Here is a 21,145-nt window from a genome sequence, read left to right as displayed (position 1 = left end):
TTACAGTTGTTTGCTTACTCACCTGCTCGTTCCGATTATAAATCGGAGTGAGCGGGGCCCATTACTGAAAATTGTAAACCGAAGACTGAAAACTCACCTCCACAGTTTTGGGATTCTTTTCGAGCATGAAACTGCCGATAATCAGAGCATCGAGCGGGGAAGTCCAGAACGATTCTACAGCGTCGCGGGGGGAGCAAACTACGGGTTCTCCACGCGTATTGAACGAAGTATTGACCAGAATGGGCACCCCTGTTTTTTCGTAAAATGATTTGATTAAGTTATAGTAAGCCGGATTCTGTTGCGGATTGATGGTTTGTACCCGAGCCGTGCCGTCGGTGTGGGTTACGGCGGGAATGGCGTCTACTTTTTCCTCGCGTACATCATTCACGAACAACATAAACGGTGATTTCCGGGAATTGATAAACCAGGCGGCGGCCTCTTCTTCCAATACTACCGGGGCTACGGGACGGAAATCTTCCCGGTCTTTCAGGTCATTGAGGCGAGCCTGCATTTCCGCCGGGAACGGAGCCGCCAGCAACGACCGGGCCCCCAGAGCACGCGGACCAAATTCCATCCCCTGCTGGAACCAGCCGATGATGTTTCCTTCGGCCAGATACTCGGCTACTTCTTCCGCTACGTTGTTCAGGCGACGGTAAGGCAGTTTCGACCATTGCAGAAACGTTTCGATTTCTTCGTCCGAATAGCTGGGGCCGAGGTATACGTGTTCCATTTCGTAACTCCGCTCGTCGGTTTTGCGTTGCTGGGCGTCAATCCACATCGCCGCTCCCAAAGCCGTACCGGCATCCCCGGCGGCGGGTTGTACCCAGATGTTTTTGAATGGACCGCGATCCCGCAGACGAGCATTCATCACGCAGTTCAGAGCGACGCCACCGGCCAGACATACCGAATCCGCTTGCGTTTTTTCGTACAAAAACTGAAGCAATTCGAGTACCGTCTCTTCCAGCACTACCTGCACCGAATGAGCAATGTCGTAATGCATCTGCTCCAGTGGACCACCCTTCTCGCGGGCCGGGCCAAACGTGGCTTCCAGGTTGAGCGGATCGATGGTGTATTGACCCTCTTCTTTTAAATGAATCAGTCCTTTAAAATAATCTTTGTAGACGGGGTTACCGAACGAGGCCAGAGCCATCACCTTGTACTCATCCGAGGAGTGCAAAAAGCCCAGATAAGTCGTCATCTGCTCGTACATCAGTCCCAGGGAATGCGGCATGATTACTTCCCCAAGCAGAGTCATCTGATTGCCCTGCCCGTGCCAGTAACTCGTTGTAGCCACCTCCCCGCGACCGTCCAGTACCAGTACCGCCGCGTTCGTATACGGGCTGGGCAGGAAGGCACTCGCCGCGTGGGATAAGTGATGATTGGTAAAATGCCACTGGTACGGTCCCAGTCGGGAAGCTCCTTTAAATCGGGCCGCCAGGTGCAGCGGTACGCCATCCACCAAATGCCCCGGAGCATTGACAATGGACGACAAAAACAGCGAATCCCAGGGATTATGCCAGTCACCCGTCGAGGCCGTAGGTTTCAGCGGAATTAGTAGCGTTTCGGCCTGCGACTGCTCGCCCAGTTGAATATACGGATCAAACGAATAAGCGATGTGATCCACTTCGGCCAGCGTGATTCCAGCTTTCTTCAGGCAAAAATCAATGGCATGATACGGAAGTTCGTAGGTAGAAAAAGGAATGGGCCGTTTACCGTGTTTGATGTGCGTAAAGCGTTCTTCTTCGGCAGCGGCCAGCACTACTCCGTCTTTGACGAGAGCAGCAGCCGGATCGTGAAACGCAGCGTTGATTCCTAGTGTGTACATGGATTAAAAATGGGTTTAGATGGATTGAGTCGCTGCGGTTATACCGCCTTTTCTACGGGACGCATTACAGCCCGTACCGACTCGACAATGCGTTGGGGCGAAGCCTTCGGCTCGGCCGTGCCGGGGAATTCCTGTAATAGCACGTTTCGGGAACGAAGGGCTTCGGGCACTTCGAAATACAATACCCGGTTCTCGACCAGCCAGGGGGTATGTTGCGGGTTGGTCATGGCGTACAAAACCACCACCGGTGTCCCGAGGGCAGCGGCGATATGTACCGGCCCCGTATTGTTGGAAACCAACACCGGAGTCTCGGCAATCAAGGCGAGAAACCATTCGAGCGATAGATCGCCCGCTACGGCAAAAGCCCGGTCACCCAGGGTTTGTTGTAAGGTGGCGACGTAGCTTTTTTCGGAAGCATTTCCCGTCAACACCACCTGAAAACCCTGCTCCTGCATGAGTTCCTGACAGGCTTCCAGATAGCCTTCAGCCGAATAGCGACGTTTCTCTTCACTGACACCCGCGTGCAGGACCAGCCAGGATTCGTCGCGTTGCAGACCGATTTGATCCAGATACGACCGAACCCGTTGCCGGACGTTTTCACTAACGCTAACTGATAAACGTTGATTTTCGGTAACGCATCCAATCCGGGCGACCAGATGCAGTTGCCGTTCTACTTCGTGACGCGTGGCGTACAGCACTTCGGGATCCGGCACCCAGTCCGACATCAGCTGATACGGATTTTCCCGGCAATACCCCAACAATCGCGGGATACCCGCCAGGTAACAGACCAGAGCGGTTGGTAGCGGATTCTGACTTTGTACGGTAAAGAGAATGGCCCCGTCAAAATTCCTCACTTTTAGTTGCTCAACCAGGTCGTTTACAGCCGTGGAAGCTTCCTCCGAAGCCCCTTTCATCCACGGAACATCGAAGGTCATTACCTCATCGACCTCGGGAATGAATGAAGCAATGGCCGCCCCTACCGAGGAAGCCAGCAAAGTAAGCCGAACCTGCGGGAGCCCTTCTTTCAGGGCCCGAAACGCGGGCGTCGTCATCAGCACATCGCCCATGTTATCCAGCCGGATGCACAACAAGTTGCGAGCGTTTTGCCACGTCTTTGTCATAGCCTTGTCCTACGCTTGAATGGGTCGTTGCAGCGGTCGCGGTGCCACCGGAATCACGACTGGATTCAGAATGGTATCGGCCATTTCTTTCAGGGATTGAACCGTGTGCGTGGGCGTCCGAAATTCCCCCGGCACCCATTCGGTTTCGTTGCCGTTATTGAGGAGCACGGTACGGCAACCCGCCCGGCGGCCCGCCTCAATGTCGTTGAGAATATCGCCCACCATCCAGGATTCGGACAGGTGAATGCCGTGTTGCTGGGCCGCTTCCAGAATCATTCCTGGCAAGGGTTTTCGGCAGGTACAGTCAATGGCGTACGAAGGTACCGAACCCTGCGGCGAATGCGGGCAATAGTAAAATCCGCTCAGTTGCACGCCCCAGGGCAGTAACAGTTCACGAATGCGACTTTCCACGCCCGTCAAGGCCTCTTCCTGAAAAAATCCCTTCGCCACACCCGACTGATTTGAAACTACAAAAATCTGGTATCCGGCCCGCTGGAGGCGAGCCAAAGCTTCTCCCGCGTCAGAGTACAGGCGGATTTTCCGGGGATCGATGTTGTAAGGAATGTCAGGAATGAGCGTTCCGTCTTTGTCCAGAAATATAGCCTTCTGACTATGACGGTACGGACGAAAGGTCGGCAGAGCGTATTGTTCGTACAATTGAGCCGTTTGCCGGGCTACTTTCTCCCAGGTAAAGTGAGCGTGTACGTTTTGTAAAGCCTTTTCTTTTAGTGAAGTACCCAGCATTTTATCCGACAAAACCTCGTTTAATTTTTCGGCCAGAGCTTCGGGATCTTTGGGTGGTACCAGCAGGCCGGTTTCGCCGTCGGTGATGGTGTACTTGATGCCACCCACATTAGCTCCAATGACCGGAGCACCCGAGGCCATGGCTTCCAGCGGCGTAATACCGAAGGGTTCGTACCAGGGCGTGGTTACGAAGACATCCGAGGCACTGTAGTAATACCGAAGCAGAGCCCGGTCTCTCCGGCCCACAAAGGTTACTGAATCGGCAATTCCTTCGGTTTCCGCCAGTTGCTGTAACCGACCCATTTCGGGCGTGATGACCGGATCAGGCACATCCGATTCCCCGCCCACAATCACCAGACGAGCCTGTTGACCGTACTGCTTTTTCAGGCGAGCTAGGGCTTCGATGACGGTAGCCACTCCCTTCCGTGGCACCATCCGGCCTAATTGTAAAATGATTTTCTCGTCGGCGGGAAGGCCTACTTTAGCCCGTGCCCGCTTTTGATCGGTGATGAAAAATTCGCCGGGGTTAAAGCCATTCGGGATAATCGTTAGCTTGTTCGGATCGGCGTTGTACAGCGTCAGCAGATCGTCGCGGTCTTGCGGACACAGAGCAATCACCTGATCGGCTTCGCGAATGACCCGATCTTCCAGATCAAACCGTAGAGCAGGAAATTTATCGCTATCGCCCTGAATGAGTCGCCGGACTTTTCCCAGGGCATGGAAAGTAATGACGAAGGGAATACCGAGCATCTTTTTCAAATCAGCGGCGACCATTGCCGACAGAAAGAAATGGGCATGAACGAGTCGGTACGGATGCCCTTCGCGTTTGGAAAAACGCAGTACATCTGCCGTAAACTCCGGCATGTAGGGTAGAAATTCTTCTTTGGGCAGAAAGGTCTTCGGACCCGCTTTTACGTGCACGACCCGAATTTGCGGTTGCCACTGAATCACCTGCGGCAGCTTTTCATCCGCCCAGCGGGTAAAGATGTCGATGGAATAACCCAGATCCGCCAGGTGCTGAGCCAGCTCGGCTACGGCTATATTCTGCCCGCCGGCATCGACGCCGCCGCAAATGGCCAATGGAGAAGCATGGTCACTGATGAGTGCAATTTTGTACTTGAGTTCCATAAATGCGAGCAGAGATTGGTACGCAAAACCTTCCAAAAGCAAATTCCGGCGGGCGACTTACTTCTTAGAATTACTGATATGAAAAACGACTTTATCAGACAGGATTTACTTCGGAAAAGACCCATACCAATTTCGGAATTACTTCTCGTATTTACTTCTCATTACGATTCATTTTCACTTCATTAAAACATGAAAATTATTTTCTCATTTATACAAAAACCAGACTAATATAAGTAAATACATGCATCCATTATCCCGATCAAAAAGGATTGACAGACACAAAATTAAGGCTTTCCTCAACTCTCCTTAGCTAGCATTACTCATGAATCCTGACAGCTAAAACTCTTGGCTGTTCATGTATTTTCTGTTTATGCATAAATCCACTACCGCCTTAGGATCAAAATTAAATTTTAATCTCAATTTTAGATTTATAGCTTCCCAACCCCTGGAAACACAATTAACCTGACACTAACTCATTTTATAAGTTCACAATACATTGGCATTTATCTTAAAGGCTACTCATTCGTGTTGGTCAATCTAAGCAGCTCATACACCCACAAATTTTAGGGTTATTGCATAACTGGCTTTTATTGAATGTAGACTACCGTCAACAGAATGAGGAATCAAAGGCGTATAAAGAGATTTTAATTACTCAAAACGCATTAAACTTCCTCAATACTTTAAAACAATGATGTATTGGTTCAATTCATCAAATCATGCATTTTTAAATACCTACTAAACAGCATTCTTATCAATAAATAGTATTGATTTTAATTGAAATAAACCCGTTAAAATTAGGGGCATTCAACTACGTAATAAACGCTATTTTAGTTCTTAAATAGATCCCTCACTTCAACCTACTACTTTGATATAAGATAATTTCAAGATAAACTTTCAACTTTTCTATAGCAAAGAAATTTTAAAGTGCATAAACGGATTTTGAAAATGCTCCTACCTTTGTTATTCCACCTTTTCCATTCCCTGGCAGTACAAACCGTTCAACCCTCCTTTCGCACGATCCACACGATATTTTGGAAATATTTGAACCCAAAGTCAAAAGTTTAGATTATATACTTCAAGATTAACTCCTTGTTTACGTACTAATCATCCATATCGCATGGATACCATCGCTATACCCCCTGAAGTAGCCGAGTTCCCGGTACAGTTCAGGTTATCCTTTAAACCCTTTATTGCGTACTTACAGCAGCAAAAGGGTTCTACGTCCACGGGTGCTGCCCGCTCGCACGTATTTGATTACTTACTTCAACAATTTACGCCACTCATTTCCGAAGACTCTATTGATGAAACGTATACGCCACAGCAATTGGAAGACATGGCTCAGCTACTCAAGCTGAGCGTATTACCCTTACTGAGTAACGAAAAGGAAATACCCTATGGCTTTGGATTGCCGATTCCGCTGGACTTATTTCACGCTTCGGATTCGTTCAACGCTCTCCTGCATACGTACGAAGGGCTGGAAGTGGACGAGGCTCATAATCACAAAGAGAAACTACGGTTTCTGTACCAGCTGATTCTGAATAAGTGCTACGGCGTTCATTTTATCAAGGAACTTACGCCTTCGCTGTCGTTTCAGCGGGTCGTCAATGGCGTTACGAAATTCTATCGTTTAACGATAAACGTCAATTTCGTAGAACCGCAACATCAGGGCTCTGCCTTGCCGCCTCTACAGCCCGAATGGACGGAATTCGCTAAAGGTCATCGTACCCTGGATCGCGTGCCTTCGCCCCTGCCCCTCGGCGAGTTTGTTCTCAAAGGATTTTGCGTTTTTCTGATTGAAGACATTACCGAGGACAAGACCATTCAGCAGCTCAAAGAGGTGTTTGTACACTTGCAGAGTGATTCGGAGGAGATGATCTACCGCCGCTTCGAGAAAGCCATGCGGGATTTGTGCGGACAACCCGACATCCGGATTGGTCTGATGCCCTTCATCAAAATCAATCAGCAGTACGTTTTTCACCCCGATTTTGGTAGTCGTAGTGTGGTACTGGCGATGGCCGATTTTGAGAAAACCTGCGGCGAAGCCTGGGTGGAAGGCAGTCAGCAGACCATGCAGGAACGCATTGCCGAGCGACTCGCTCAACACGATTACCCGCACGTTTTCTGTAACCTGAACAAGTTTTCGGAGCCCGAGTTACAGCGGCTGGTTTCTAACGGCCTGCAAAGTTTTATTCTGTATCCCATTAAAGCGGCGGATCAGGTCGTGGGTGTACTCGAAATTGGCAGCCCCAACGCCGACGCTCTGGACGACGAAATTCTCTTCAAGGTCGAACGCGTCATTCCGCTCGTTCGGGAATTATTACTCTTCCAGATCAGTGAATTCAATAAACGCATTCAACGACTGATTCGGCAAAAATTCACGACCCTGCAACCGGCCGTTGAATGGAAATTCAACGAAGTAGCCTGGCAGTATCTGCGGGCTGGTGGCAAAAAACCGGCGGACCGGGAAACTGCCCGCATTCGTTTTCCGCAGGTGTATCCCTTATACGGAGCCATCGACATTCGGAATTCGTCGCTGGAACGGCACTGGGCCATCCGTACGGACCTGAGCCATCAATTGGCTGCTGCTGCTTCGCTGTTGCAGGAACCTAGTGTAGCTTCGGAGCGATCGCAGCAATTGCAGGTGGAAACCCGGTACTGGCAGGAGTTATTGCTCGACGATCTGACGCCCGATACCGAAGAAAGTATTCTCCTGTTTTTGTCGCAGCAGGTTACGCCTTACTTCCGCCGTTTGCAGCTCGATTCCAAAGCACTGGAACCATCCCTTGAGTATTATTTTCAGCAAACCGATCCACAAACGGGCCATTTCCACCAGGCTTCCCGGAATTATGAACGCAGTCTGGACTGGATCAACGCGGCCGTTAACGGGTACATTGAGCAGGAAGAACAGCAATTACAGGCCGTTTATCCGCACTATTTTGAGAAGTACCGGACCGACGGCATGGAGTACAATATCTACGTGGGACAGTCGATTTCCCCGCAAAATCCTTTCGTAGCCAATGACTTACGGCGGTTGAGACTCTGGCAATTGACGTCGATGGTGGATCTGGCTCAACTCACGCATCGTCTGTTACCGCACCTGCCGCGACCCCTGCAAACGACGCAGCTGATTCTGGCTCATTCCCAGCCCGTGAACATCAGTTTCCGGGAGGATGAACACCGCTTTGACGTGGAAGGCTCCTACAGCATCCGGTATGAAGTCATTAAAAAACGGATCGACAAGGCCCTGGTGCGTGGTACCAACGAACGCCTGACGCAACCCGACCACATTGCCCTGGTGTATACCCATCAGCAGGAAATCGCGGATTATCTTCCTTTAATCACTTTATTACAGGAACAGAACCGGATTAGCCCTACGTTGGAATACCTCGATCTGGAGCCTTTGCAGGGCGTTGTTGGACTAAAAGCCATTCGGCTGGCCATTCAATACGCGGAACCCCTGGGGGTACCTGAGCAGGAACTGCTGGTCGCTCAATCCTAAATAGATAAACCGTAGCTTTGGCCGTTCCGGGTTCGGGACGGCCCTTCATTGCTGACAACGAAGCGGTGCCGCTCTTGTGTTTCACCTGTCATTCTTTTATGCGTACGTTCTTCTTCCTCCGCCGAAGCCTGATTCTGCTGCTGGTTTTTGGTGGAATACTTCCGATACGGGCCCAGCAGGCCCGACCCGACTCCGTCGTGCATCGACTCGTACTCATTGGGGACGCCGGACGCCTGTACAAGGGCAAAAATCCGGTGGTAGATGCGGTACGAGCCCGATATTCCTTCGACGATCCGCAGACAACGATGCTGTACCTCGGCGATAACGTGTACCCGCACGGATTATCCGACGAAGCCAGTCCGGATTACGACTCCCTGACGACCATTCTGCGTTACCAGGCCCAGCTTGGCATTGGGAAAGCGTCTCAGGTATTGTTCATCCCGGGTAATCACGACTGGAGTAAGGATCATCCCGACGGCTGGGAGAAAATCAAACGCCAGGGCCGTTGGCTCGACAGTCTGAATTCGCCCAACATCCGTTTGCTTCCCGCCGGCGGCTGTCCTGGTCCTGAACTGGTGGAGCTAAACGATCATCTGGTTCTGATCATCGTTGATACGCAGTGGTGGCTACATCCCAACGATAAACCCGGCAGAGATTCAGACTGTGCCTGCAAAACCGAAGATGAAGTCGTCACGCGACTCTCGGAGTTGGTATACCTCAATCGTGACAAGGGAATCATTCTGGCGACGCACCAGCCCTTCCGCAGCTACGGCATTCACGGGGGCTATTATACGCTCAAGCAGCATATTTTTCCATTTACCGATATTAACCCTCACCTGTACATTCCGTTACCGGTCATTGGATCGATTTATCCCATCGCCCGGGGCGTATTCGGTACCGTGCAGGATTTGCCCAATCCGATTTACAAACACATGGCTCAGGTACTGGAGAAAGCCACCCAGCCTGCCCCCAACGTTGTCTTTGTCTCAGGGCACGACCATGCCCTACAGCATATCGTAGACGGGAACCGGAATTTTATTGTCAGTGGATCAGGTATCAATCGGGAACGGGTCAAAAAGGGCAAGAAGGCTCGTTTCGTTAGTGGTGAATGGGGGTACGTAGTCCTCGACGAACTACGGGACGGTCGGGTACAGGCCGCGTTCTACACCGTCGACGAAGCCGCTCAGGCCACCCTGGCTCATACGGCCCCGATCTACAAAATTGACCGCAAGGCCACGCCAGATCATGCCCGGATCCGGGAAAAATCCTGGCCCGATTCCGTAACCGTAGCCATTGCTCCGGACTACGATAGCGTGAGTACCCTGCACCGTCGACTGTTCGGAGAAAACTATCGCAAAGTCTGGGCGACCCCCGTCACCCTGCCGGTATTCGACATTACCAAAGAAAAGGGAGGCTTCAAAATTCTCCAACGCGGCGGCGGTCAGCAAACCAAATCCCTGCGGCTGGAAGATGCTTCGGGCAAGGAATGGGTACTTCGTACCATTCAGAAGGCTCCCGAAAAAGCCCTGCCTGCGTACCTGCGGCAAACCGTGGCGAAAGACATTATTCAGGATCAGATTTCGGCGGCATTTCCTTTCGCCCCCCTGGCGGTATCCACGCTGGCGGAAGCCGCTGACGTACCGCATGCCAACCCCAAAATAGTTTATGTACCGGACGATCCGGCTCTGGGCGTATACGGCGTTGATTTTGCCGGAACCGTCTGTTTGCTCGAAGAACGCAATCCCGTTACCGAAAAAAGCCTTAGTACCCCCAAGTTGATCGATGCCCTGCAAAAAGACAACGATGACCGCGTTAATCAGCGGGCCGTCGTTCGGGCCCGTATGCTGGATTTAGTGATGGGCGACTGGGATCGACACGAAGATCAGTGGCGGTGGAGCAGTCGAAAAACCAAAAACGGCAAGGTGTACGAACCCATTCCCCGCGATCGCGATCAGGTCTTTTTCAAATCGGGTGGACTGTTCCCCTACATTGCAGCCCGTTCGTGGTTACAGCCCAAATTCCAGGGTTTTCGCGACCACCTGCATAATGTGAATGGATTTATGTACAACGCCCGGTACTTCGACCGGATGTTCTTACAGGAGCTTAGTCAGCAGGATTGGCAGGAAGAAATCACCGCTCTGCAGGGCAAGCTGACCGATGCCGTACTCGAAGCAGCCGTCCGGCAGTTTCCCGATCCAATTCAGAAAAATTTCGGAACCGACATTCTATCGACCCTCAAAGCCCGTCGGGCCAATCTGCTCAGTGAAGGCCTTACCTATTACCGTTTCCTGGCCCGGGCGGTCGATATTCCCGGCAGTAACAAAGCCGAGCGTTTTGAGGTGGAACATCAGCCGGATGGCCGCGTGTCGGTCCGGGTGTACAAAATCGGCAAGGATAGTACGTTGAAACAGCAATTGTACCACCGCGTATTTGACCCAGCCGAGACGAAGGAAATCCGCTTGTACGGTCAGGCGGGTACCGACCAGTTTGTCGTGCGGGGTACGGCTTCTTCCGGTATAAAAATACGCCTCATCGGTGGCGAAGGCATTGACCGATTTGCCCTTCAGGATACGCGAAAAAGGCAGACCCAGGTGTACGACCTTCGTACGGAAGCCAATGTCTGGCCCGAGCCCCAAACGGCTCAAGTGCACGCCTCCAGCGATCCTACCATCAACGCTTACGACAACCACGCCTTCCAGTACAACCGCCTGGCTCCGCTGGCCTCGGCGGGCTTTAACCTGGACGATGGTATCCTGCTTGGAGCCGGATTTCAGTTTACCAAACACGGCTTCCGTAAGTCGCCCTACGCGTCCATGAACCGGCTGCTCATCAGCCACGCCCTGGCTACGGAAGCGACGGCCATCAAGTACGACGGTATTTTTACGCATTTGCTGGGCAAAAACGACCTCTGGATCAACGCGTATCTGCGGGCTCCTGACAACGTGACCAACTTTTTCGGCATTGGTAACGAAACGGTCTACGAAAAAGGGCGGAAAATTCGTTATTACCGCACCCGCTACGATTTAAGTACGGTATCGGCCCTACTCAAACGTCGGTTGGGTCAGCACCTGCAAGTCATGGCGGGTCCGGTTTTTCAGTATTTTAACGTAGATATGGAGGATAATCAGGGGCGATTCCTGGAACGCTATTTAGCTAAAAATAATGCACCCTTTTTGCGGCGACAGTTTTACGGCGGTTTGCAGGCGAGTGTCGTCATCGACAACCGAAATAACCCTACGCTCCCTACCCGGGGCCTGTACTGGAATACGACCGCAATGACCCTACAGGGTTTTAGCGACCAGCGAAACCACATGACGCAGTTGAGTACCGACCTGACCGTTCATGCCAGTTTCTCGAACGCCGCCCGTATCGTCATTGTCAACCGGATTGGCGGGGGACTAACCTACGGCAACCCGGCCTTTTATCAGTTGCAGTACCTCGGTGGACAGGACAACCTGCGGGGCTTCCGGAAGTACCGTTTTGCGGGAGAGAAACAGGTGTATCATAACCTCGAAATCCGGACGAAGCTATTTAATTTTAACTCGTACCTCTTTCCGGGAACCGTGGGGCTTACGCTTTTCAACGACCTCGGACGCGTCTGGGTGAAAAACGAAAACTCCCAACGCTGGCACGATGGGTACGGAGCTGGGCTGTACGTTTCACCAGCCAGTTTACTCATTTTCAACGCTTCCGTGGCATTTTCGAGGGAAGGAACCCTACCCTACGTTTCCGTAGGATTCCGTTTTTAAGCAAAAGTTGACTTATATTACCAGTCCGTATTTTTCTAAACCGAGTCGTAATGACTGATCCCTTAGTATCGAAAGCGGAAGCTCATGTGCTGCGTCTGTACGACGAACATCCCACGCCTTCACTGGCGTACCATACGCTTACCCACACCCAGGAAGTCGTGCAAGCCGCCGAGGCCCTGAGCCGTCAGTATCAGTTGAACGACATCCAGTACCAGACGGTACTCGTAGCCGCCTGGTTTCACGATGCGGGCTATTTATTCAGCCCGAAGATGCAACACGAGGAAAAAAGTGCCGAGCTGGCGACGGCATTCCTGCAGAGCGAAGGACAGTCTGCCGAGCTAATTGCCCAGGTGGAAGGCTGCATTTTGGCGACCCGAATGCCCCAAAAGCCCCACAATTTACTGGAAGAAATTATCTGCGATGCGGATCTGTCGCACCTGGGTAGCGTCGATTATAAGGACAAAACCAAACTTTTGCGGAAAGAAATAGAGGCCATGAAAGGCATCCAGATTTCGGGAAACCTCTGGCGAATGGGTAATATCGAATTCATCCAGTCGCATCAGTATTTCACGCCGATGGCCCGAAAAATGTTTGACGCAACGAAAGCCGAAAACCTGCGGCGACTCCTGGATAAGCAGGCCGAAAAAACCGACGCACCCATGCAGCCACTCGTCGCGGAAAAGAAAAAGAAAGACCCCGAACGCGGGATCGAAACCATGTTTCGGACGACGTCCACCAACCATTTACGCCTGAGTGAAATTGCCGACAGCAAAGCCAACATCATGATTTCGGTCAATTCCATCATGGTTTCGGTGGTGGTATCGGTCTTGTCGCACCGGCTGGAAAATCACCCGCAATTGATTCCGCCTACGGCCATCTTTCTGCTTACGGCTGTCCTGACCATCATTTTTGCCGTACTGGCCACGCGACCGAACATTACCCGGGGCACGGTGAGTATGGATGACATTCGGCAGAAGAAAGCCAACCTGCTCTTTTTCGGTAATTTTTACAACATGACCCTGGAAGACTACGAACGTGGCATCGACGCCATGATGAAGGACAGCGAATTTCTCTACGGCAGCATGACCCGCGACATCTACCACCTGGGCGTCGTACTGGGCAAGAAATATAAGCTCCTCCGCATCGCCTATAACATTTTTATGTTCGGGTTTGTCGTATCCATTTTATCGTATCTGATTGTATTCACGTTCCTGGAAGATTAGCCTTTGCGTATATCCCTGACAGGTTCGTCTCCTATGGTTAACCTACGGTACTAGATTTAGCACGCTCCAGCTTACCTATAGTTAATAACGTTTATTCACCTTCGTTGGATCGCTGGTATACCTTTTTTTAGAAGTATACCAGCGTTTTTTGTTGCCCCTTACAAAAAACCGTACGTCGAGGCTTCCTCTACGAGCCCTAAACTGTGGAGGGAAAAACCGCACCGTAGACGTACCGCCATTAGCACATTTTACTCAGTTACTCTAATAAAAGTGAATGCTTGTGCATGTGTTCAGTCGTGCCCGAACCACCCGAGGGGTGTTTTCGCGTACGAAGTTGAAAGATGTGCCTGAACCTTGAGTATTTGTCCTTTTTCATCTTTTTTAACCGTTCTATGAATCAACTTTCTACGGGTTCAGCCGCATCGGGCGGCTCGAACAACGGTACCACTGCTGTAGGTCGCCGCACCTTTCTCCGTTTTGCCGGCTTGTCCTCTATTTCAGCTCTTACGTTAACCACGTTAGCCTGTGAAGACCACAAACCCATCGTATATGATCCTAACTTCATTGATTTAGGATTTGGCGATGTGGGCATTATGAACCTGTCGTATGCCCAGGAGCAACTGGAAGTAGCGTTTTATTCAACCGTGATTGAAAGTCCCGCGTTTAATCAACTGTCGGCGGAAGAAAAAGCCCTGTTTGTGGATCTCCGTGACCGGGAACGTACGCACCTGGAGCTGTTCCGGTATCTGCTGGGAGACAAAGCCATTCCAATGCTGACGCCGAACTTCGACAACATCAAGATTGGATCGCGTGAAGAAATTCTGAAAACGGGTCATACGTTCGAAGACCTGGGCGTTGCCGCTCTGAACGGAGCGGGCCGTTTCGTAACGGATATGGAACTGTTGAATCTTTCGGGTAAAATCGTATCCGTAGAAGCTCGCCATGCGGCTCTGCTCCGCGATCTGCTGCATCCACGATCCAACATGCCAGGCAGTTTTGCCGGCGATGACATCATCACGCCCGATACGGGTCTGGATCGGGCCCTGTACCCGCAACAAGTGGTCGTACTGGCTCAGCCCTACATCAAAGAGCGAATCACGGCGGAGCGGATTCCCGTTCAATAGCATCGGCCTTTTTCTATCTACTTACTACTTGACTCTCTCTTGAACTTCGATTCAATCCATGAATATTTTTCAGATTTTTTCCGATATTGAAAAGATAGATGGCGACGCTACGGAGCGTTTATCCTTCTACTCGCGTCGTTATTTTCTCCGCAAGGGCACGAAGGCAGCGACAGCGGCCGCCCTACCTCTCGCCCTGGCCAGCGTCACACAGGAAGCCTTTGCTCAGTCCACTGAAGTACAGGAAGTGCTGAACTTTGCTCTGACGCTGGAATACCTGGAAGACGAATTCTACAAAAAAGCATTGAGCACTAGCCTGTCGTTTGGTGGGGATCGACCCGTATTTGAGCAAATCAGCAAGCACGAGGACGCCCACGTCAAGTTGTTGAAATCAGTCCTGGGCAGTGCTGCGGTAGCCAAACCCAAGATGTTCAAATTCGAAGAAGTATTTCCGAACGTATTCTCGGACTACCAAACCTTCCTGATCGTTTCGCAGGCCTTTGAAGATACGGGCGTTCGGGCCTACAAAGGACAGGCTCCGAAACTGTACAAACAGGCGGTACTGACCACGGCCCTGCAAATTCACGCGGTTGAAGCCCGTCATGCCGCCGAAGTGCGTCGCATTCGCGAAGGCCGCGTCTGGATCACCAAAAACGAACCGGACGGAGCCCCTGCTGCCGTATACGCCGGCGAGGAAAACGTGGTACAGAAAGTGGACGTAACCAAACTGGGCCCCGGATTCTCGGACATCGTGGTCTCGGAAGCCTTCGACGAGCCCCTGACGAAAGAGCAGGTACTCGCGATTGTGTCTCCGTTGATTGTAATGTAGATTCGAAAGTATCCGTTTATCAAAAAACCTGGGTCTTAGGGCTTGGGTTTTTTGGTTTTATAGGGATCGAGTTCGTTTTCTTATATCATTTAGAGGGTGCCCAATACAGCCAAAACCGTAAACGTTGGCTTTGTTAGGTCCCAACGATTATAATTCGCTTCATTTTAACGAGGGGTTATTGGATCAGCAATGCTAACGGTATTTGATCGCCGCTTACTGTAACTATAGGGCGAAAGCAACAGTGCTCTCTGGAGTATCAATGCCAAGCCGAGTGTATTCGCAGACGCGATTAGCCGGAACGGGGCTACGGCCGGCCAGAGTACGTTTGGTTAATTATTGTAGATCAGTTGGCTAGGATCCTAAGCAACTGATCTACTTTTACCAACAATAAGCCTTCTTGATTGAGTACTCCTCTTTATGAAACGACTTCCCCTCTTGTTCTTTTTGTTCTACAGCATTCTGGGATACGCTCAAAAACAAAATTCTGTTCGAAACGATAAAGCGTTTATGGTCTTGAGCGATCTTAATTTATATGCTATTGATACACAAACGGGTAAGATTGTATGGGTTACAGAAAATGATAGCCTTTTTGCAGGTCCAGTATTAGCTGACTCGACTATTTATGTTCGTACGGCTCGCAACAAAATCTACGGATACCATGTGCATTCGGGTAAAAAGGTATGGGAAAGTCAGTTGACTTCTCCCTATCAGAACCAGACGCCTTACGTTAACCTTTTTACTAATTTCAACTCTCTCGTTATTAGAGATGGACTTATCTATGGGGCTTTTCAACGCAAGGACCACTTAGAAAGATTCGGTTACAACAACACCAACTTTAGTATTCTAGCTATTGATATAAGCAATGGTCAGATTAGATGGTCTTATGAAATGTCACCCCGTTCTTATGATGGGACAACAAAAGACTATATTCCTCTGGGTCATCCTCAATTTCATAGAAATGCCTTGTACATAGAAACTTCCCTAGGTTTTTTAGCTTTAGATGCTTCTACAGGCAACAAATTATGGGAAATAGATTTTCCCTATTCTGAAATTGGAGGACCTAAACCAGCAGGCTATCAGGATTATATAATTATGTCCCGACAAAACTATAGCTCTGACCTTACATCAGGAATTGAAGCATATGATGCTCAAACAGGACGTAAATTCTGGGAAAATAAACAAATAGATAACGGTTCAACGATTGAGATAGCCGATACTATACTCTACGTAGGAGATGGAGCAGGGTATCTTTTTGCACTAGAACTCACTACAGGAAAGTTAATATGGAAAGTTAAGGTACCTGGAAAGCATATCTCTATTTCAATCGATCACGAGCGAATCTATGTTATAGGCGATAAATTAAGTCTCTATAGTAAGATTGATGGAACACTTCAATGGCAAATAGAGGATAAAGATTTTGACTTTTACAATTTACCAACTTTAGCAAATGAAGTGCTCTATCTCGTGGGTTCTGACGCCTTTCATGCAATTGACGCCTTAACAGGCCGTAGAAAATGGTCAACTACATTTAAGCCGCATACTATATCTATTTCACAATATCCTTTAATTATTGATTTGAACAATAAAGGCTACTACCCATCTTCTTCGCCTATGAAGTATATCAAATAACTGAATCAATTAGATTCATCTCGATTACCAGCGGGAGCGACAATCTGCGATAGTTTGTCAGCTCCCGTTTTCAATTCTTTATTGAAATACCCTTCGGTGATACTCACAGAGCTATGACCTAAACCCGCCGAGATGAAATAAATATCATTGCCCGTCAGTTCACGAGTCATTTCAGCAAAGTTATGTCGGGCAACATGCGTACTGATGGGTTTGTCTATACCGGCTTGCCTGACTGATTCTTTCAATAAACCATTGATTTCAGCGGGCCAGCTCTAATAAGGATATCTTATTCCTTGCCGGTCCTTTCGGAGCTTATTCACTACGGAAATTACTTTGTTCTGGAAAGAATTGTAATACGTTTGATGTGCTTATCTGCAAATCAAAGAAGTTCCCTTACTACCTCTTTACGAGCTTTCCGCTAAAGATCGCGAGCCGATAGGCTGGTGTTTTGCACATTCGCCTTACTTATTTCGGACATGAGCTTGCTGACCTTCTCCCGAATAGCGGCGTTAATAGCTGTCGCGATGGGATGCTCCTTACGCACCTTGTGTTTATCAGTGTTCCAGAAATTTTCGTGTACACTGTATTCCGTAGCCACACGGCGATGCTATTTATTCTGCGTAATTCGAAGCTGAATCTGTTGAGTGTGGTCTTTAAGAAATTCGTAATTTAAGATTCGGGTGTGATGGATATATCCCTCATGAAGATTGCAGGTTTGGGTGTAAGACTAGGGTGTAACTTTTTCCAAACTGTGGCAAACGCTGACGAACGCAGATAAAAGCAAAACGCCCTAGAAACGTGATTTCTAGGGCGTTATAGATTGCCAGCCATTGCCAGCGTGTTGATAAGTGATCCCAGCAGACGTCGAACCTGCAACCTACTGCTTAGAAGGCAGTGAAAATAAAATACCTATCTTATACCTGTTCCTTACCTAAGTAAAATACTTTACAGATACACAGCACTTTACTTTATATACTCATCCTTTCACATACCCTTTTTATCTCTTATAATTGTAGGCAATGTAGGTGAGTTCGTAGGTGAGTTCCTGCATTGTAGGTGAGTTTGTAGGTGAGTATCCATATCCATGATTTCAATGAATGCTGTTTCTGTAAACCTGAGCTTTGACACCTTAAAAGACCACCGAGTATCCGTAAAAATACGCATTACTTTCAAAAGAGAACAACGAAAATACGCTTTGCCCAACGCTGAGCCCGTTATTGTCTCTAAGGCCGTTTATGCAAAAATCGTATTATTTCATACTACGGGTAACTTAAGAGTCTCCGAGGAAGTCAGACAACAGTACTTTCTGATCCGATCCCACCTGGACACTGCAAAAGCGATCATAGAAAAGCTATCTCCCTTTGACTTCAAAACCTTTAAAATCTTATTTAGCAATTCTGGTGCAGAATCAACCAGCCAGAAGCTATCTGATTCGCATGTACCCAGCAACGGCAATCCTTTGAATATTCACGCCCGGTTCAAACTACTGAAAGAGAAAGAGTACGCCCTTGGCAGCATCAAAAACGGAAATCTCTGTATATCGGCCAGTCAATCACTGATCAGGTTTCAAAAGGGTGCAGATCAATTGCTCTTTACGGACATTACCCCCGAATTCTTAGAAAAATACGAGTCATGGATGCTGAAATACGGGAAAGCTTCTAAAAAACAAAACGGTAAACCCCTACCCGCCTCTATCAATACCGTCAACATTTACACCAGGCAAATCAGGAAAGCTTTTAATTCAGCCATTAAGGATAAAATCATTTCGGAGAACGCCTACCCTTTCAAGTCAGCTTACGTGATTCCCAGTGAAGAAGGTAACCCCAAAGCACTAGAACTTACTGACATAGAGAAAATCTTCAAATACGAGGCTGAAGCGGGTTCCACTCGTCAGCGTAGTAAAGATTTATGGATTCTTACGTACTTATCGAATGGAATTAACATGAAAGACCTTTGTATGCTTCGCTGGCACCAGGTCAATTTAATTACCAAAGAGATTACGTTCAAACGCCAAAAGACCTTACGTACTCGGAAAGAGCGTCAAAAAGATATCATCGTTAACCTACACGATGAGAGTATTGAAATATTCAAGCGTTGGGGCACGCCTTATTCACCCAATGAATATGTCTTCCCCTTTCTCAGCGATGACATGGATGAAAGCCGGAAACGATCAGTTATCGACTCTTTAATCAGCGTCACGAACAATCACTTATCTATCATAGCGAAAGAAGTAGGCATTTCGATCAAACTAAGAACGTACGAGGCTCGACATTCATTCGCAACCGTTTTGTTGCAGTCAGAATCGGTACCTCTTTACTTTATTTCAGATGCGTTAGGACATACTACCTTTTCAACCACTGAGCGGTATTTAGGTCGATTTAGTAAAAAGCAAAACAAAAAATACGTAGCTAACTTATTACCTAATAATCAAGAAAAAAAACCCTGATCGTATACATCGTGATTAGTGCTTTCCAAATATTTTTTGTATCGGCCATCAGAACTCCAGCGTTTTTCAGCTTATACCTTCAAATATTCTTTTCTTACGCCCGTTCTATATATATATCCTGGCCTTTCATTCAAATCGTATTTATAGACCGTTTACTTTACATTAAGCGAAGCTGTTTTTAGTATGAAAATGAAGAGTCTAGCCCATGTACACCCTTAAAACCTATTATTATAACGGTTGTATTATAAAGCGTATTTTTAAATAATCTTATGTGTTTAAACACTTACTGGTATTCAACAAACCAACTCCCTATATAAAACCCTCATTATGAATACTTTAATAAAATAAAGTATGTATATATTAATAATTATCTAATTTTATTTACATTTTAACATTTAAGTAAAGTATCATGCTAAAATGATAAGATTAAAAACATACAATTTAATTAATAACAACTACTAATAATCTTTTACAAACTAATATTATAATTATCTTATTCCAAGAACATTATCAGTAATTAAAGTTTTTGCTTGTATTTTTTTTATATAGAGGTTACATTTTTAATTCTAGATTGATATAGGGCTGATAATTCACCAAAAAATTCAATTATGAAAAAAACAGTACTATTTTCTCTTTTTTATTTTGTATCATTATCCATATTTGGACAAAGTATTACCTCAAGTAACCGTTTAAAGGGTTTACAACAGCAGCATATCAAAGTTGAAGTACACCGAGGTGATTCCTTACTTACATCTATTAGAATTACTCCATTTAACACTTCTTCAACTTGGAAAGCTTTTATCTATTCTATTGGACTAGGCGTCCTTCCTTCTGTAATAAATATTGATAATGAGTCACATAACAGGTTCAAACCACCATATCAGGTAAGCTTAGCTGTATTGCCATACACGCTAAAAAAGATGAAAAAATCTATAGTTGAAATGGAGGTTACTGCTTATGATATAAATGGAAAATTACAATCACATTCACTATCTAGAAGATATTTAAATAGCAAAAGTAACATTATAGATAATAAAAGTTACATTGAAAAAGACGGTTATGCTATAGTTTCTATAAGCAACCTTAGTAAAAAAGAAATTGGTATTTCTGAATTAAACATTTATGCCGAAGGAGGTACAATTTTCAAGGCTACGCAAACAGACCCTTATAATGAGACAGTCAATTTGGAAGAAATTGTAGTTAGGGCTCCTAGGCTTACAGATGATGGTAATTATTGTGGTTGTACCACTGACCCTCACCCTCATCAATATGATCCAGGCCATACTGGTGGTGGTGGTAGTGGTGGTAGTACGTCAAGCGGCGGCGGTGATAATCCAGCCTCCTCTGAAGAAGGTGCAGATGACACTGAACTTAGAAAAATCAGGATAGTTAATGGCCAATGTGCTGCCCTCAAACTGATGCTTCAGTTACAAGCTGGTTTTGACAGAGAAATTGTAGGAATATATACTACAGATGGTAAGGTTTTTATCTTACCCAGTATTGAGAATAACCCGGTAACTTCATATACTTCTAATCAATATACAGATGAAAGCAACAGAACTGTTTTTTCTATGGGTCAATCAAGCAATGGTACATGGGAAATAACTACTTATGATTATAGTAAGAATCCAGTTGAATACAGAACTCACACAGTTGCAGGGCATTATCATACTCATCCTAATGGCGTGAATCAGGATATAGCTAGCGATAATGATAAGGCATTTGCTACAAATGCATACCTTGGTATGCCAAAATATATTCTAAATTCATCAAATATTGTACACTATACTTCATATGGTGAAGGCAATAAACAAAATTTACATTCCGTTTG

Annotated in this window: 13 protein-coding genes; 8 read left to right on the top strand and 5 right to left on the bottom strand. The window is 47.6% G+C overall.

The annotated features are described in order from the left end of the window. Positions 1-61 precede the first annotated feature (61 nt). The 3 genes from BWI97_RS17185 to BWI97_RS17175 are packed head-to-tail and all read right to left on the bottom strand — an operon-like array spanning position 62 to position 4,818. Positions 62-1,825 (bottom strand): carbamoyltransferase C-terminal domain-containing protein, encoded by a 1,764-nt coding sequence (locus tag BWI97_RS17185; protein WP_102202065.1) that lies wholly within the window; start codon positions 1,823-1,825, stop codon positions 62-64. 38 nt (positions 1,826-1,863) lie between these two features. Further along, positions 1,864-2,946, bottom strand: coding sequence for a glycosyltransferase family 9 protein (locus BWI97_RS17180; protein ID WP_102202063.1), 1,083 nt, complete (start codon positions 2,944-2,946; stop codon positions 1,864-1,866). Between the two features lie 9 nt (positions 2,947-2,955). Continuing rightward, the gene (locus tag BWI97_RS17175; protein WP_102202061.1) at positions 2,956-4,818 is read right to left on the bottom strand and encodes an HAD-IIIA family hydrolase; all 1,863 of its coding nucleotides are present in this window, start codon (positions 4,816-4,818) and stop codon (positions 2,956-2,958) included. A 1,117-nt stretch (positions 4,819-5,935) separates the two neighbouring features. Here BWI97_RS17175 and BWI97_RS17170 point away from each other — a divergent pair. The 6 genes from BWI97_RS17170 to BWI97_RS17145 all read left to right on the top strand — a co-directional run bounded on the left by BWI97_RS17170 (position 5,936) and on the right by BWI97_RS17145 (position 16,868). Further along, on the top strand, positions 5,936-8,317 hold the full coding sequence (locus tag BWI97_RS17170) for a GAF domain-containing protein (protein ID WP_094816936.1): 2,382 nt from the start codon (positions 5,936-5,938) through the stop codon (positions 8,315-8,317). Between the two features lie 98 nt (positions 8,318-8,415). Beyond that, entirely contained in the window at positions 8,416-12,066 is a 3,651-nt protein-coding gene (locus BWI97_RS17165) for a BamA/TamA family outer membrane protein (RefSeq protein ID WP_102202110.1), read from the top strand. Between the two features lie 50 nt (positions 12,067-12,116). Continuing rightward, positions 12,117-13,289 (top strand): Pycsar system effector family protein, encoded by a 1,173-nt coding sequence (locus BWI97_RS17160; RefSeq protein WP_102202059.1) that lies wholly within the window; start codon positions 12,117-12,119, stop codon positions 13,287-13,289. Between the two features lie 392 nt (positions 13,290-13,681). Next, on the top strand, positions 13,682-14,413 hold the full coding sequence (locus BWI97_RS17155) for a ferritin-like domain-containing protein (RefSeq protein ID WP_102202109.1): 732 nt from the start codon (positions 13,682-13,684) through the stop codon (positions 14,411-14,413). A 58-nt stretch (positions 14,414-14,471) separates the two neighbouring features. Beyond that, on the top strand, positions 14,472-15,239 hold the full coding sequence (locus BWI97_RS17150; RefSeq protein WP_094816933.1) for a ferritin-like domain-containing protein: 768 nt from the start codon (positions 14,472-14,474) through the stop codon (positions 15,237-15,239). A 417-nt stretch (positions 15,240-15,656) separates the two neighbouring features. Next, the gene (locus BWI97_RS17145; protein ID WP_102202057.1) at positions 15,657-16,868 is read left to right on the top strand and encodes a PQQ-binding-like beta-propeller repeat protein; all 1,212 of its coding nucleotides are present in this window, start codon (positions 15,657-15,659) and stop codon (positions 16,866-16,868) included. A 5-nt stretch (positions 16,869-16,873) separates the two neighbouring features. On the opposite strand, the gene BWI97_RS17140 is transcribed toward BWI97_RS17145, so the two are convergent. Together BWI97_RS17140 and BWI97_RS17135 are read right to left on the bottom strand one after the other, a co-directional pair. After that, complete coding sequence (locus BWI97_RS17140; RefSeq protein ID WP_158242781.1) at positions 16,874-17,113, bottom strand: tyrosine-type recombinase/integrase; 240 nt, start codon at positions 17,111-17,113, stop codon at positions 16,874-16,876. Positions 17,114-17,286: 173 nt separating this feature from the next. Beyond that, positions 17,287-17,466 (bottom strand): Arm DNA-binding domain-containing protein, encoded by a 180-nt coding sequence (locus tag BWI97_RS17135; protein ID WP_094816930.1) that lies wholly within the window; start codon positions 17,464-17,466, stop codon positions 17,287-17,289. A gap of 495 nt (positions 17,467-17,961) precedes the next feature. On the opposite strand from BWI97_RS17135, the gene BWI97_RS17130 reads away from it, so the two are divergent. Both BWI97_RS17130 and BWI97_RS17125 read left to right on the top strand, forming a co-directional pair. Further along, complete coding sequence (locus BWI97_RS17130; protein WP_233207892.1) at positions 17,962-19,314, top strand: site-specific integrase; 1,353 nt, start codon at positions 17,962-17,964, stop codon at positions 19,312-19,314. 608 nt (positions 19,315-19,922) lie between these two features. Then, positions 19,923-21,145 (top strand): hypothetical protein (locus BWI97_RS17125; protein ID WP_199182029.1); only part of this gene is annotated, 1,223 nt, incomplete at its 3' end.

Source organism: Siphonobacter sp. BAB-5405 (assembly GCF_002872335.1).
Taxonomy (GTDB): Bacteria; Bacteroidota; Bacteroidia; order Cytophagales; family Spirosomataceae; genus Siphonobacter.
The sequence above is the reverse complement of the archived record's forward strand: the minus strand, read 5'-3'. Positions and strand labels throughout refer to the sequence as shown.

Coding starts and splice junctions, on each gene's coding strand:
- BWI97_RS17185 (WP_102202065.1), bottom strand. CDS start 1,825: ATGTACACACTAGGAATCAACGCTGCGTTTCACGATCCGGCTGCTGCT.
- BWI97_RS17180 (WP_102202063.1), bottom strand. CDS start 2,946: ATGACAAAGACGTGGCAAAACGCTCGCAACTTGTTGTGCATCCGGCTG.
- BWI97_RS17175 (WP_102202061.1), bottom strand. CDS start 4,818: ATGGAACTCAAGTACAAAATTGCACTCATCAGTGACCATGCTTCTCCA.
- BWI97_RS17170 (WP_094816936.1), top strand. CDS start 5,936: ATGGATACCATCGCTATACCCCCTGAAGTAGCCGAGTTCCCGGTACAG.
- BWI97_RS17165 (WP_102202110.1), top strand. CDS start 8,416: ATGCGTACGTTCTTCTTCCTCCGCCGAAGCCTGATTCTGCTGCTGGTT.
- BWI97_RS17160 (WP_102202059.1), top strand. CDS start 12,117: ATGACTGATCCCTTAGTATCGAAAGCGGAAGCTCATGTGCTGCGTCTG.
- BWI97_RS17155 (WP_102202109.1), top strand. CDS start 13,682: ATGAATCAACTTTCTACGGGTTCAGCCGCATCGGGCGGCTCGAACAAC.
- BWI97_RS17150 (WP_094816933.1), top strand. CDS start 14,472: ATGAATATTTTTCAGATTTTTTCCGATATTGAAAAGATAGATGGCGAC.
- BWI97_RS17145 (WP_102202057.1), top strand. CDS start 15,657: ATGAAACGACTTCCCCTCTTGTTCTTTTTGTTCTACAGCATTCTGGGA.
- BWI97_RS17130 (WP_233207892.1), top strand. CDS start 17,962: ATGAATGCTGTTTCTGTAAACCTGAGCTTTGACACCTTAAAAGACCAC.